Raw genomic sequence first — 13,427 nt, forward strand, 5'->3', positions numbered from 1 at the left:
CAGAGGTAGAAAATGAAAAAGAGAACGATGCGTCTGGGGTGCATTCTTTTGAGTACAGTGCTGCTTGGGACGGCAGCACTGACCGGATGCGGGCAGACGAAAAAGAATACAACAGATACAAAAAAAACAGAAAGCAGCAGTACGAAAGAAAGTGCCAAAGAAAAAAAAGGTCCGGAGATTGACGGACTCACTTATGAATCCGCGATGGATCTGGAATATGCCGAAGGTTTTCAGGTATATTACTACAAAGACGGCTATAAGATGATCGATATCAAAGACGATGCAAAATTTCTGGTCGTCCCGGAAAATCAGGATGTGCCGGATGGAGCCGAGGAGGATTACGTGATCCTTCAGCAGCCGCTGGATCATATTTATCTTGCGGCGACATCTGCAATGGCACTTTTTAATGCGATCGATTCTCTGGATAATATCACAATGACAGGTACCCAGGCTTCCGGATGGTATATTGAAAATGCAGTCAAAGCGATGGATGACGGGAAAATGAAATTTGCAGGGAAATACAGTGAACCGGATTATGAGATGCTGGTAGACGAAGACTGTGATCTTGCCATCGAATCGACCATGATCCTTCACACACCGAAGGTACAGGAGATGATCGAATCTCTGGATATCCCGGTGATGATCGACCGGTCCAGCTATGAATCGCATCCTCTAGGAAGAACTGAATGGATCAAACTTTATGCAGCAATGCTGAATAAAGAAGATGCAGCGGATGCATTTTTTGAAAAGCAGGTGGAAAATGTCGATGCGCTCAAAGATTTTAAGAATACCGAGAAGACAGTTGCATTTTTCTATGTAAGCAGTGACGGAACGGTGGTAGTAAGAAGAAGTGATGATTATATTCCGAAAATGATCGAACTTTCCGGTGGAAGATATGTATTCGATGATCTGACTGGCGATGACAGTAATACTTCAGCAGTAAAACTTACAATGGAAGAGTTTTACGCACAGGCGGCGGATGCAGATTATCTGATTTATAATTCAAGTATCGATAATCCAATCAACAGTGTAAAAGATCTGGAAGAAAAAGATGCACTTTTTTCTGATTTCAAAGCAGTCAAAGAAGGAAATGTATGGTGTACCGGTAAATATCTGTATCAGGCAACCGATATCGTTGGGGAACTGATCACGGATATGAATCTGATGCTGACAGGCGGCGATGAAAGCAAGATGACATTTTTATACCATGTAAAATAGAAAACGGAGAAGAAAATGGGACAGGCAGGAATGAAAAATAACTGGAAAAGGAATACAAGATATATGGGAGTCTTTGCGGTGCTGGCAGCATTTTTTTGCATGATCGTAGTGCTGAACATCAATACCGGAAATGTACAGATCTCGGTTCCTGAGATTTTACGGATCCTGTTTCTGAAAAAAGGAACACAGGTGCAGATGAATATTATCTGGAAAATCCGTCTTCCGCGTGTCCTGATGGCGGGGATTCTGGGAGGGGCACTTGCCCTTTCCGGATTTTTATTGCAGACATTTTTTTCCAACCCGATCGCAGGACCGTATGTACTGGGGATTTCTTCGGGTGCAAAGATGATGGTCGCTCTGGCGATGATCATCTTTTTAAAATATTACACTTTGGTATCATCTTATATACTGATCATTGCAGCATTTATCGGATCTATGCTTTCAATTGGATTTATCCTGCTTCTTGCAAGAAAAATCCGGAATATGGCAACTCTTCTGGTGGGCGGAATCATGATCGGTTATATCTGCTCGGCAGTAACTGATTTTGTAGTGACTTTTGCGGAGGATTCAGATATCGTGAATCTGCATGGCTGGTCACAGGGAAGCTTTTCCGGTATGAGCTGGAGCAATGTAAAGGTAGCAGCGCTTATGGTAGGAATCACACTGATCCTTACCTTTTTCCTGTCAAAGCCGATCGGAGCGTATCAGCTGGGAGAAATGTATGCGCAGAGTATGGGGGTCAATATTCGTGTGTTCCGTGTGCTTCTGATTCTGCTTTCCAGTGTATTTTCCGCATGTGTGACCGCATTTGCAGGACCGGTTTCATTCGTTGGAATCGCAGTTCCGTACTTGATCAAGCATCTTCTCGGGACGGCAAAACCGCTGGTTGTGATACCGGCAACATTCCTTGGCGGGGCGGTGTTCTGTATGGGATGTGATCTGATCGCGCGTATGGCATTTGCACCACTGGAGCTGAATATCAGTACTGTGACTTCGATCTTTGGTGCACCGATCGTAATTTTCATGATGATAAAAGGAAGAAAAGGGAAATAAATATGAGTGAGAACTATTTTCAGATGAAAGATCTTTCTGTCGGATATCATGGAAATGTACTGATCCATGATATCTGTACAGAGATTAAAAAAGGTGAGATATTGACACTGATCGGACCAAACGGTTCCGGGAAATCTACGATTTTAAAAAGTATTACCAAGCAGCTTACGCTCATTGGAGGTAAGGTGACGATCGGTGAAAAGAATCTGAAAGACTTATCTTACAAAGAGCTTGCAACGCAGATGGCAGTGGTACTGACACAGCGGGCAAAGCCGGAGCTGATGACCTGCTATGAGGTCGTAGCAGCAGGGCGGTATCCTTATACAGGACGGCTCGGGATATTAACGCGAGGAGATGAGAAAAAGACACAGGAAGCACTGGAAATTGTCCATGCAACAGAATACGCAGAAAAAAGTTTTGAGGCGATCAGTGACGGGCAGAGACAGCGGATCCTTCTGGCAAGAGCGATCTGCCAGGAACCGGAGGTACTGATCCTGGATGAACCCACTTCTTTTCTGGATATCCGTTATAAGCTGGAGTTGCTTACTATTTTGAAAAATATGGCGAAAGAAAAGCAGATCACGGTCATTATGTCACTTCATGAGATCGATCTGGCGCAGAAGATCTCGGATAAGATCCTGTGCGTTAAAGGAGATACAATTTTCGGTTATGGAGAGCCGGAGGCGATTTTTAAAGAAGATTTTATCCAGAAACTTTATGAGATCGACAACGGGCATTTTGATCCTGTGTTCGGAAGTGTGGAGCTTGCAAAGGCGGAGGGAGAGGCAGAAGTATTTGTGATCTCTTCCGGAGGCAGTGGAATCCCTGTTTACCGGAACCTTCAGAAAGCAAAGATTCCATTTTCGGCAGGAATCCTGTATACTAATGATATTGACTATCATCTGGCAGAACATCTGGCGGTCAGCGTAATCGAAGAAGAGCCATTTGAACCGGTAAGCGACCGTGCATTTGAACGGGCAAAGCAGATGATTAGGCAGTGTAAAAAGGTGATAAATGCAGGAATTGTGATTGGAACAACCAACCGGAAGATGAAAGAACTGCTTGTATTTGCAGAAGAAATGGGAAAGCTGGAATCATATGAAAAATAGACTTTTGCACATTTACTGTGGAGATGGAAAAGGAAAGACGACGGCGGCAACGGGGCTTGCAGTTCGCGCAGCTGGAAGTGGTATGCGGGTTCTGTTTGCCCGTTTTTTAAAAAATGAATTTTCGGGAGAATTGAAGATCCTGGATCGGATCCCGGAGATCGAGGTACTTCATCTGGAAAAAAGCTATGGATTTTTTAAGACACTTTCCGAAAAGGAACAGGAAGAAGTCCGAGAGATGTATGGCAGGCTGTGGAATACGATCCTGGGGAAAATCAGTACAGGGGATTATGATATGCTTGTGATTGATGAATTTATGGCGGCATACCGGTATGGACTGATCCCGAATAAAGAGGCGGTGCAGTTCTTAAAAGACAGACCGGACAATCTGGAAGTGGTTCTGACCGGACGGGATCCGTCAGATGAGGTTCTGGAGCTGGCAGATTATATTTCGGAAGTAAAGATGGTACGGCATCCTTTTGAAAAAGGAATCCGGGCAAGGAAAGGCATCGAATACTAAGGAGATGAAATGGAAATGGACAAGATGCAGGTCGTGTGGAAAAATCAAAAAGAACTGCGGTGTGGATATACAACAGGAAGCTGTGCTGCGGCAGCAGCAAAGGCGGCAGCGGCAATGCTCTTTTCCGGGGAGGAAATCCGCCAGGTATCTCTTATGACGCCGAAAGGGATCGAACTGTATCTGGAAGTAGAAAAGATCCAAAGAGAAAATGAATCTGTCAGCTGTGCCATTCAGAAGGACAGCGGAGATGACCCGGATGTGACGAACGGGATCTTCGTTTACGCCAAGGTCACGAAAAAAAGGGAAAAAGGAATGACCTTAGATGGTGGGATCGGAGTAGGGCGGTTCACCCGGAAGGTGCTGGAGCAGGAAGCAGGGGAAGCGGCGATCAATAAGGTTCCGCGGCAGATGATCCGGGAAGCGGTGCAAAGCCAGATTGAGAAATATGACTGGGATGGTGGCGCGGACGTTCTGATCTATGTTCCGCAGGGCGTGGAGATCGCGAAGAAAACGTTTAATCCAAGACTTGGGATCGAAGGTGGGATTTCGGTACTCGGAACATCAGGAATCGTAGAACCGATGAGTGAACAGGCACTGACGCAGACTATTTTCCTGGAAATGAAGATGCTTCGTGATGAAGGTCACCGGTATTGTTATCTGACACCGGGAAATTATGGAAATGATTTTTTAAGGCAGACACTTGGGTATGACCAGGAGCTTGCGGTGAAATGCAGCAATTATATCGGGGATGCGATTGATGACGGCGTGCGGCTGAAGATGGACGGACTGCTGCTTGTAGGACATATCGGAAAGCTGGTCAAGATCGCGGCAGGTGTAATGAATACCCATTCCAGACAGGCAGATGCAAGAATGGAAGTGCTTGCCGTCCATGCGGCAATGGCAGGGGCAGACCGTGAGACAGTCTGTGCTCTGATGAAGTGTTTTACGACGAAGGAAGCATTGGACATTCTGGAAGAAAGAGGACTTTTGGAAGAGACGATGCGGACCGTGATGGAGAAGATCGAGTATCATTTGGCGAAGCGTGCAGGCGAGAAGATGAAGGTCGGGGCGCTGATGTTTTCGGATGAGCTCGGGATTCTTGGGAAGACATCTCTTGTGGACAAACTGAGGGAAAAGATCGGATAGGTAGAAAGGTATGACAAAAAAATGGCAGGAAGATTTGACCTTGCGGGTGTAGGTCCGGGAGATCCGGAACTGATGACGATAAAGACAATTCGTGCGATTAAAGCGTGTCAGGTATTGGTACTTCCAATTGGCAGTCCGGAGTTAAAGAAACCGGAACTGGAAGAGGGGGAAGAAGAGACATTTGCAAAAGAATGTCTGGCATATAGGATTGCGTGTGAGGCAGAGCCGGAGACGAAAAAGAAGCTGCGGCTGTATCTTCCTATGCCAATGATCAAGGAAAAAAAGCTACTGAAAGAGATACACGATGCGGGTGCAAGAAAGGCGTCAGAGCTTCTGGAGAAAGGAAAGAATCTGGTTTTTCTGACGATTGGAGATCCGACCGTGTATTCGACAGGAATTTATATTTATAAAAGACTGAAAAAGATGGGATATCAGGGGGAGATCTTTTCCGGGATTCCGTCTTTTTGTGCTGCGGCAGCAAGGCTGGAGATCTCGCTTGTGGAGAACCGGCAGGAGCTGCATGTTTTTCCGGTGTCCTATGGAATTGAAGAAAAGTTGAAGCTTCCGGGGACGAAGGTTCTTATGAAGACCGGGAAAAAGATGGCGCAGGTCAAAGCTGTTCTGAAAGAGGAAGGACAGCAGGCGAAAATGGTCATGAACTGCGGAATGGATGGAGAAAAAATTTACAAACGCACAGAAGAAATACCGGAAGATGCGGGATATTTTTCAATTGTAATAGCAAAGGAGAAAGAAAAATGATTCATTTTGTTGGAGCAGGAAGCGGTGCTGTGGATTTGATCACAGTACGGGGGCAGAAGCTTTTGGAGGAAGCAGATATAGTGGTGTATGCCGGTTCACTGGTAAATCCGGAGCTTCTTACCGTATGTCAGAAGGACTGTCAGATCTACAACAGTGCGAAGATGACGCTGGAAGAAGTGACGGAAGTGATGATTTCCGGAGAGAAGCAGGGAAAAAAAGTTGTCCGGCTGCATACGGGTGATCCGTGTCTGTATGGTGCGATCAAAGAGCAGATGGATCTGCTGGAAAAGGAGAATATTTCTTATAAAGTGTGCCCGGGAGTCAGCTCCTTTTGCGGAGCGGCATCTGCACTGAATGCAGAATATACTCTTCCTGGGATTTCACAGTCTGTGGTGATCACACGGATGGCAGGAAGAACACCGGTTCCGGAAAAAGAATCCATTGAAAGCTTCGCTGCGCACCAGGCAACGATGGTAATCTTTTTAAGTACCGGGATGCTGGAAGAACTGTCGAAGCGTCTGATCGAAGGCGGTTATCAGCCGGAGACTCCGGCAGCGATCGTTTACAAGGCAACCTGGGAGGATGAAAAGGTGTGCAGATGTAAGGTGAAAGATCTTGCGGTGACAGCAAAGGAGAATGGAATTACAAAGACAGCACTGATCGTGGTTGGTGAGGTTCTTGGCGGAGAGTATGAACGGTCACTTCTATATCATCCGGAGTTTACAACAGAGTTCAGGCAGGGCAAAGGAAAAGAAGGTGCAGGAAATGTGTAAAATTGGAAAAGTCTATGTAATCGGTCTTGGACCGGGTGCTGAGAAAGAAATGACATACCAGGCGTCCACGGCACTGGAAAAAAGTGAGGTTATTATCGGGTATACCGTATATACGGGACTGATACGGGAAAGGTTTCCGGATAAAAAGTATCTTTCCACACCAATGCGGCAGGAAGTGATCCGCTGTGAGATGGCAATGGATGAGGCGATGAAAGGAAGAACGGTAGCTATGGTATGCAGTGGGGATGCCGGAATTTACGGAATGGCAGGTCTGCTCTATGAGATGGGACAGGGCTACCCGGAGGTGGAGCTGGAGGTCGTGCCGGGGATCACGGCGGCAAATGGCGGTGCGGCAGTTCTTGGTGCACCTCTGATGCATGATTTTGCAGTGATCAGTCTGAGTGATCTTCTGACACCGTGGGAGAAGATTGAAAAGAGGATCCGCGGAGCTGCGATGGCGGATTTTGTGATCTGTCTGTATAATCCGTCCAGCCGGAAACGGGCAGATTACCTGAAAAAGGCATGCGAGTATATCCTGGAGTACCAGAGCCCGGATACAGTCTGCGGTTATGTGCGGAACATCGGACGTGAAGGCGAAGATGCACATATTCTGACACTTTCTGAGCTGAAGGATACGGAGGTCGATATGTTTACAACCGTTTATATCGGCAACAGCCAGACGAGAAATGTGGATGGGAAAATGGTGACACCGAGAGGCTATCGATTGGAGGAATAACTGTGGAAAACCGAAAATGCCAGGTAAATCTTGCCGGGATCGGGATGGGAAGCAAAGGAACGCTTACGGAAGAGGTCAGAAAGATCATTGCGGAAAGTGATGTGCTGATCGGAGCTACGCGGATGCTGGAAGGATTCCGGGAAAAAAAGAAATGCTGCTATGCAGAGTATCTGCCGGAAAAAATCAGAGCAATCCTAGATGAGCAGGAGGAAAAGACCAGATGTACGGTGCTGTTTTCCGGGGATACCGGATTTTACAGCGGGGCAAAAAAGCTGGCGGATATTCTGAAAAAAGACGGATATGAAGTACAGATTTTTCCGGGGATTTCATCTGTAATCTATCTTGCGGCAAAGCTTGGAAAAAGCTGGGAGGATGCGAAGATTCTCAGCATGCATGGAAGAAGTCAGAATTTTATCCATGTAGTTGCAAACCATGAAAAGACATTTCTGATCCTTGGAAAAAGTGCGGGAAAAGAGATCTGCGAAAAACTGAAATATTACCATCTGGAACAAGTAACCGTTTCGGTTGGAAATCATTTGTCTTATCCGGATGAAGAGATTGTAATCAAAAAAGGAAACGAGCTTCTGGCAGAAGATTTTGGTGATCTTACCACTATTCTGATCGAGAATCCAAAGCCGGAAAAGAGAACAGGAATTCATCTTGCAGATGAGGAGCTGATCCGTGGAAGTGTTCCGATGACGAAGGAGGAAGTGCGGACAGTCAGCATTGCAAAATTGAAGCTTACAAAGAATGCAGTAATATATGATGTGGGGGCCGGAACCGGTTCAGTGTCTATAGAGGCTGCTCTTCAGGGAGAGAATCTCCGCGTTTATGCAATAGAGAAGAATCCGGAGGGTGCAGAACTGATCAGGAAGAATATGCAGAAATTCCGGGCAGACCAGATTCAGGTTATAGAAGGAGTTGCACCGGAAGCACTGGAAGCACTGGAAATGCCGACCCATGCTTTTATCGGAGGCAGTACAGGACAGTTAAAAGAAATTATTCAGTGCATAAAGAAAAAAAATCCGGACGTCCGTATCGTGATCAATGCAATTTCGCTGGAAACCGTGAAGGAAGCGATGGAGGCGATGGAGGAAGGACTGCTTGCAGATCCGGAAATCATACAACTGAATGTGGCAAAGTCAAAGAAACTTGGAAGATATCACATGATGACCGGGTTAAATCCGATTTATATTATTTCAGACGGAGGAGATACAGAATGAAAATTCCCGGAATTGTAATCGCGGCATCTGCCAGTGGGAGTGGAAAGACAGCGGTGACAATGGCAATGATGAAAGCATTTAAAAATGCCGGAAAGAAGGTACGCGCCTGCAAATGCGGACCGGATTATATTGATCCTATGTTTCACCGGGAGGTGCTGGGAATTGATTCCGAGAACCTGGATCTGTATTTTTGTGACCGGGAGCGCTTGAAAGAGCGGTTTATGCATCATGCGGAAGGCGCGGAGCTTGTGGTGACAGAAGGTGTGATGGGGTACTATGACGGGATCAGTCTGGATTCGGATCAGGCAAGTACTTATGACGTTGCGAGAACCCTGGGACTTCCGGTAATCCTGGTTGTTCCGGCAAGAGGTATGGCATCGACAATCCTGGCAGTATTGAAGGGAATGATTGAATACCGGAATGACAGTAATATCCGGGGAATCATTCTGAACCGGATTTCCCCGATGCTGTATCCGAAGATGAAGAAGATGATCGAAGAGGGATTGCAGACAATGGGATTCCAGGTTCAGGTGGTTGGTTATGTGCCGGAGGAGGATGCTTTTCATCTGGAGAGTCGGCATCTGGGACTGATGCTTCCGGAGGAAATAGGGAACCTGGGAAAACAGATTGACCGGGCAGCAGAGATTCTGACAGAGACACTTGATATGGAATCGGTGCTGAAAATTGCCTGGGAAGCAAAAGAAATGGAGTATCATCCGGTGAAGGCAAAACAGGAAGCAGCCGGACGAAAAGTGCGTATCGGCGTAGCGCGTGACTTGGCCTTTTGTTTCTATTATAAGGATAATATGGAGCTTTTAAAAGAGCTTGGATGTGAGATTATTCCGTTTAGTCCTTTGGAGGATACAAGGCTTCCGGAACATTTAGACGGACTTTTATTTGGTGGTGGATATCCGGAACTTTGTGCGAAACATCTGGCAGAAAACAGAGCTATGCGAAAAGATGTAAGAAAGCAGATTGAAAATGGAATTCCATGTATTGCGGAATGTGGAGGATTTTTATATTTGACAGAAGAGCTGGAAGGGGAAGATGGAAAGCACTATCCGATGGTGGGGGCACTTCCGGGAAAAGGGATCAAAAAAGGGCGACTTACCAGATTCGGATACATTGAGCTGACTGCGGAAATGAACGGAGTGTATATGAAAAAGGGAGAGAAGATCCGGGCGCATGAGTTCCATTATTGGGATTCTACGGAAAACGGAGAGGATACACTTGCCGTAAAGCCGGATGGTGTGAGAAAATGGCAGGCTGTTCATATGAAGGGGAATCTGTTTGCGGGATTTCCGCATTTATACTTTTATTCCAACCCCAAAGTGGCCAAACGCTTTGTAGAAGCGTGTAGAACCTACAGAAGCAAGTAAAAAGCTGACAAAGACAAATCGAAAAGACAGGAGATTAGACTTACAGATGGAAGAGACCAGATGGAAAGAGAAAATAAAACCACTTGATGAAAATGCAATGGAAGAGGCGCGGGCTCACTGGATGACGGTAGGGAAGCCGCTGTTTAGCCTGGGAAGTCTGGAGGATGCGGTGATCCAGATTGCCGGGATTAAGGGGACTTCAGATTTTGAACTGCGAAAGCGCGGGCTGATCATTATGTGCGCGGACAACGGTGTGGTAGAAGAAGGCGTGACACAGACCGGTCAGGAAGTAACGGCAATCGTGGCGGATAATTTTACAAGAGGAGAGACAAGCGTCTGCATCATGGCAGAAGAGGCAAAGGTAGATCTTTTCCCGGTGGATGTAGGAATGGCAACAGATGTGCCGTCTGTGACAAAGAAAGAATACAAAGTGATGTATGGCACACACAATTTTGCAAAAGAAGCGGCGATGACAAGAGAAGAGGCAGTTGAGGCGATAGAAGTTGGAATTCAGATGGTAAAGAAGTGTGCCGAAGCGGGATACGAAATTCTTGCGACAGGTGAAATGGGGATTGGAAATACAACGACCAGCAGTGCGGTTGCCTCTGTATTGCTTGGAGAGGATCCGAAGGTCATGACAGGAAAGGGGGCAGGTCTGACGAAAAAAGGTCTGCGAAAGAAGGTACAGGTCATCCGGGAAGCGGTTGAGCGGATGCAGCCGGATAAGACAGATGCGATCGATGTACTTTCCAAGGTTGGAGGACTTGACATAGCAGGACTTGCAGGTGTATATCTTGGTGGGGCGATCTACCGGATTCCGGTGCTGATAGATGGCTTTATTTCTGCAGTGGCTGCACTTGTGGCGGTACGGATGGTTCCGGAATGTGCAGGATATATTTTACCATCCCATTTGTCTGATGAACCTGCGTCAAGAAAGATTTTAGATGCTTTAGAAAAAAAACCATTTCTCACATGTGGTATGTGTCTGGGGGAAGGAACAGGAGCAGTGGCAGCGATGCCGCTTCTTGAGATGGGACTTCAGGTGTACCGCAAAATGGGAACTTTTGATGATATTCACGTAGAGCAGTATGAAGTACTGGATGGGAAGGAAGAAAGATGAAGTTTTTAGAACCGATGATCATTGCGTTTTCTATGTATTCCAAAATACCGATGCCGCGCATTGAGTGGAACAAGGAAAATATGAAATATACGATGTGTTTTTTTCCGCTGATCGGTGTTGTGACCGGAGCAATCATTTATCTGGCAGGAATGTTTCTTGATGGAAATATTTTTTCAAAAGTACACAGTGGAAGATTGATGTTTGCTGCGGTCATGACATTGATACCAGTTTTTGTAAGTGGAGGAATCCATCTGGATGGATTTATGGATACGATGGACGCACTTGGATCCTGGGGAGATAAAGAAAAGAAACTGGAAATCCTGAAAGATTCGCATAACGGTGCTTTTGCGGTCATCGGAATCTGCTGTTATTTTACCGGAAGCCTTGGCGTATGGAGTGAAATCCGGACGGAGATGATTCCTGTAGTAGCAGCAGGATATGTAATTTCAAGAGCGCTCAGTGGGCTTGCTGTAATGACATTTCCGGCAGCAAGAGGAAGTGGTCTTGTGAAGACTTTCCAGGACGGAGCACAGAAAAAGGCAGTAAGGTTCACAATGATCGTATACCTGATCCTGGTGGCAGGATATTTGTATATCTGCTCGCCGGTTGGTATGGTGGTACTTCTTATAATTGCAGGAGCAGTATTTGGATATTATTACCGGATGAGCAGGAAACAGTTTGGAGGCGTTACCGGGGATCTGGCGGGATACTTTCTGCAGATTTGTGAGCTGGCATTATTAGTCGGGGGATTGATTGTGCAGGGAATCCAATGAAAAAGCAGGGAAAGGAAGAGGAGACATATAGAAGATGGAAGTCAGACTGATTCGGCATTTTGCGACGGAAGGGAATTTGGAAAAACGGTATATAGGGGTGACGGATGAAGAAATAAAAACAGAGTGCGTTCCGGAGTATATTCTGAAAAAAGAAGAAAACAGACGATACGGGAAGAAAAATGGACGTGCGAAGTGGGAGCCGGAGCTTGTGATTGTCAGTCCGCTCAGGAGGTGCAGGCAGACGGCAGAGATTCTTTTCCCGGGAGCGGAGCAGGTTGTCTGTGATAAGATGAGGGAATGCGATTTTGGGCTTTTTGAGGGGAAGAATTATCAGGAGCTGACTGGGAATCCAAAGTATCAGAGCTGGATTGATTCTGGAGGTACAAAGGCATTTCCGGGAGGAGAAGATCCGATGGAGTTCCGGAAACGATGTGTTTGCGGATTTGAAGAGATGATGGAAAAGATGATAAAGGGAAAAAGGAAGAAGATTGCCTTTGTGGTTCATGGGGGAACGATCATGTCGGTGATGGAAGCATTTGATCCGGAAAAGAAAGAATTTTACCACTGGCAGGTGAAAAACGGAAAAGGTTTTCATTTTCAAATTGAGGAAGAAAAATGGCAGCAGGGAAACAGACAGTTTGAGGAGATTGAGGAGATATGAGTTCTTTGATGGCATGTATAGCAGGAATGGCATTGGATGCGGTTTTCGGAGATCCGGTATGGCTCTATCATCCGGTGCGGATCATTGGAAAGTGGATTTCGAGGCTGGAAAAATGGTTGCGCGGATTTTGCAAAAATGAGGAAAGAAAAGAGAGAATCGCAGGGGGGATTCTGTGGTTTGGTGTGGTTATGGTATCCGTCGGAATTCCGTGGGGACTTTTGTATCTTGCCGGAAAGGTCAGCTTCTGGCTTCGATTTGCACTGGAAACCTTCTGGTGTTATCAGCTTCTTGCCGGAAAGTGCCTGAAAGATGAAAGCCGGAAGGTTTATGTACAGCTCGTAAACCATAACCTGGAGGGGGCAAGACATGCGGTATCGATGATCGTAGGGCGGGATACCGGAAATCTTTCTGAGGCCGGAGTGACAAAGGCAGCGGTAGAAACGGTAGCCGAAAATACATCAGACGGAGTGATCGCACCGCTCATTTTTATGTTGATCGGTGGGGCACCACTTGGATTTTTTTATAAGGCTGTTAATACAATGGATTCTATGATAGGATATAAGAATGAAAAGTATTTACATTTTGGTCGGTTTGCGGCTAAAATGGATGATGTATGGAATTATATTCCGTCCAGGATATCAGCACTTCTGATGATCGCAAGTGCATGGATCTTCAGGATGGATTATAAAAGGGCGTGGGCAGTCTGGAAAAGAGACAGGCGAAAGCATGCCAGCCCGAATTCCGCACAAACAGAAGCGGTATGTGCAGGTGCACTTCAGGTGCAGCTTGCCGGAGATGCCTATTATTTTGGAAAATTATATCCGAAAGAGACAATTGGAGATGATGTGCGTCCTATCGAGCCGAAAGATATTTTAAGAGCCGGAAATCTGATGGACGGAGCAGCACTTCTGACACTTCTTGTCTTTGGATTACTGAAATATTGTATGATACTGGTGTAAG

14 protein-coding genes are annotated in these 13,427 nt (G+C 46.2%); all 14 read left to right on the forward strand.

Annotated features, from left to right (window positions below; translation table 11 throughout):
- The first annotated feature begins 12 nt into the window (after positions 1-12).
- The 14 genes from PGQ33_RS04660 to cbiB are packed head-to-tail and all read left to right on the forward strand — an operon-like array spanning position 13 to position 13,426.
- Complete coding sequence (locus PGQ33_RS04660; protein ID WP_173825593.1) at positions 13-1,218, forward strand: ABC transporter substrate-binding protein; 1,206 nt, start codon at positions 13-15, stop codon at positions 1,216-1,218.
- 15 nt (positions 1,219-1,233) lie between these two features.
- Entirely contained in the window at positions 1,234-2,271 is a 1,038-nt protein-coding gene (locus tag PGQ33_RS04665; RefSeq protein ID WP_173825591.1) for a FecCD family ABC transporter permease, read from the forward strand.
- 2 nt (positions 2,272-2,273) lie between these two features.
- Entirely contained in the window at positions 2,274-3,380 is a 1,107-nt protein-coding gene (locus tag PGQ33_RS04670) for an ABC transporter ATP-binding protein (RefSeq protein ID WP_270205354.1), read from the forward strand.
- Positions 3,370-3,897 carry a cob(I)yrinic acid a,c-diamide adenosyltransferase gene (locus PGQ33_RS04675; protein ID WP_118217531.1) on the forward strand — a complete coding sequence of 176 codons (528 nt, stop codon included), beginning with the start codon at positions 3,370-3,372 and terminating at the stop codon, positions 3,895-3,897. The genes PGQ33_RS04670 and PGQ33_RS04675 overlap by 11 nt, the downstream gene beginning before the upstream one ends.
- A 9-nt stretch (positions 3,898-3,906) precedes the next feature.
- Entirely contained in the window at positions 3,907-5,043 is a 1,137-nt protein-coding gene (gene cbiD, locus PGQ33_RS04680) for a cobalt-precorrin-5B (C(1))-methyltransferase CbiD (RefSeq protein ID WP_270205355.1), read from the forward strand.
- A 21-nt stretch (positions 5,044-5,064) separates the two neighbouring features.
- Positions 5,065-5,802 carry a precorrin-2 C(20)-methyltransferase gene (locus tag PGQ33_RS04685; protein WP_118217529.1) on the forward strand — a complete coding sequence of 246 codons (738 nt, stop codon included), beginning with the start codon at positions 5,065-5,067 and terminating at the stop codon, positions 5,800-5,802.
- Positions 5,799-6,575: a precorrin-4 C(11)-methyltransferase gene (gene cobM, locus PGQ33_RS04690; RefSeq protein WP_117555796.1), complete on the forward strand. Its 777-nt coding sequence runs from the start codon at positions 5,799-5,801 to the stop codon at positions 6,573-6,575. The genes PGQ33_RS04685 and cobM overlap by 4 nt, the downstream gene beginning before the upstream one ends.
- A 1-nt stretch (position 6,576) precedes the next feature.
- The gene (gene cobJ, locus PGQ33_RS04695; protein ID WP_044998960.1) at positions 6,577-7,311 is read left to right on the forward strand and encodes a precorrin-3B C(17)-methyltransferase; all 735 of its coding nucleotides are present in this window, start codon (positions 6,577-6,579) and stop codon (positions 7,309-7,311) included.
- A 2-nt stretch (positions 7,312-7,313) separates the two neighbouring features.
- Positions 7,314-8,534, forward strand: a complete 1,221-nt coding sequence (gene cbiE / locus PGQ33_RS04700) for a precorrin-6y C5,15-methyltransferase (decarboxylating) subunit CbiE (protein ID WP_243034340.1) — start codon at positions 7,314-7,316, stop codon at positions 8,532-8,534.
- Positions 8,531-9,913: a cobyrinate a,c-diamide synthase gene (locus PGQ33_RS04705; protein ID WP_117822884.1), complete on the forward strand. Its 1,383-nt coding sequence runs from the start codon at positions 8,531-8,533 to the stop codon at positions 9,911-9,913. Before cbiE ends, PGQ33_RS04705 begins: the two co-directional genes overlap by 4 nt.
- 46 nt (positions 9,914-9,959) lie before the next feature.
- Positions 9,960-11,033, forward strand: a complete 1,074-nt coding sequence (gene cobT, locus PGQ33_RS04710; RefSeq protein ID WP_117834379.1) for a nicotinate-nucleotide--dimethylbenzimidazole phosphoribosyltransferase — start codon at positions 9,960-9,962, stop codon at positions 11,031-11,033.
- Entirely contained in the window at positions 11,030-11,806 is a 777-nt protein-coding gene (locus PGQ33_RS04715; protein WP_270205356.1) for an adenosylcobinamide-GDP ribazoletransferase, read from the forward strand. Before cobT ends, PGQ33_RS04715 begins: the two co-directional genes overlap by 4 nt.
- A gap of 34 nt (positions 11,807-11,840) precedes the next feature.
- Positions 11,841-12,467 (forward strand): histidine phosphatase family protein, encoded by a 627-nt coding sequence (locus PGQ33_RS04720; protein WP_117822890.1) that lies wholly within the window; start codon positions 11,841-11,843, stop codon positions 12,465-12,467.
- The gene (gene cbiB / locus PGQ33_RS04725) at positions 12,464-13,426 is read left to right on the forward strand and encodes an adenosylcobinamide-phosphate synthase CbiB (RefSeq protein WP_270205357.1); all 963 of its coding nucleotides are present in this window, start codon (positions 12,464-12,466) and stop codon (positions 13,424-13,426) included. The genes PGQ33_RS04720 and cbiB overlap by 4 nt, the downstream gene beginning before the upstream one ends.
- Position 13,427: the final 1 nt, after the last annotated feature.

Origin of the sequence: Coprococcus sp. AM100_B19A, assembly GCF_027662015.1 — a bacterium.
In the GTDB taxonomy this organism is placed as follows: domain Bacteria; phylum Bacillota; class Clostridia; order Lachnospirales; family Lachnospiraceae; genus Allocoprococcus; species Allocoprococcus comes.

Excerpts from the sequence above, each read along its gene's own strand:
- PGQ33_RS04660 (WP_173825593.1), top strand. The coding sequence starts at position 13 with ATGAAAAAGAGAACGATGCGTCTGGGGTGCATTCTTTTGAGTACAGTG.
- PGQ33_RS04665 (WP_173825591.1), top strand. The coding sequence starts at position 1,234 with ATGGGACAGGCAGGAATGAAAAATAACTGGAAAAGGAATACAAGATAT.
- PGQ33_RS04670 (WP_270205354.1), top strand. The coding sequence starts at position 2,274 with ATGAGTGAGAACTATTTTCAGATGAAAGATCTTTCTGTCGGATATCAT.
- PGQ33_RS04675 (WP_118217531.1), top strand. The coding sequence starts at position 3,370 with ATGAAAAATAGACTTTTGCACATTTACTGTGGAGATGGAAAAGGAAAG.
- cbiD (WP_270205355.1), top strand. The coding sequence starts at position 3,907 with ATGGAAATGGACAAGATGCAGGTCGTGTGGAAAAATCAAAAAGAACTG.
- PGQ33_RS04685 (WP_118217529.1), top strand. The coding sequence starts at position 5,065 with ATGGCAGGAAGATTTGACCTTGCGGGTGTAGGTCCGGGAGATCCGGAA.
- cobM (WP_117555796.1), top strand. The coding sequence starts at position 5,799 with ATGATTCATTTTGTTGGAGCAGGAAGCGGTGCTGTGGATTTGATCACA.
- PGQ33_RS04705 (WP_117822884.1), top strand. The coding sequence starts at position 8,531 with ATGAAAATTCCCGGAATTGTAATCGCGGCATCTGCCAGTGGGAGTGGA.
- cobT (WP_117834379.1), top strand. The coding sequence starts at position 9,960 with ATGGAAGAGACCAGATGGAAAGAGAAAATAAAACCACTTGATGAAAAT.
- PGQ33_RS04715 (WP_270205356.1), top strand. The coding sequence starts at position 11,030 with ATGAAGTTTTTAGAACCGATGATCATTGCGTTTTCTATGTATTCCAAA.
- PGQ33_RS04720 (WP_117822890.1), top strand. The coding sequence starts at position 11,841 with ATGGAAGTCAGACTGATTCGGCATTTTGCGACGGAAGGGAATTTGGAA.
- cbiB (WP_270205357.1), top strand. The coding sequence starts at position 12,464 with ATGAGTTCTTTGATGGCATGTATAGCAGGAATGGCATTGGATGCGGTT.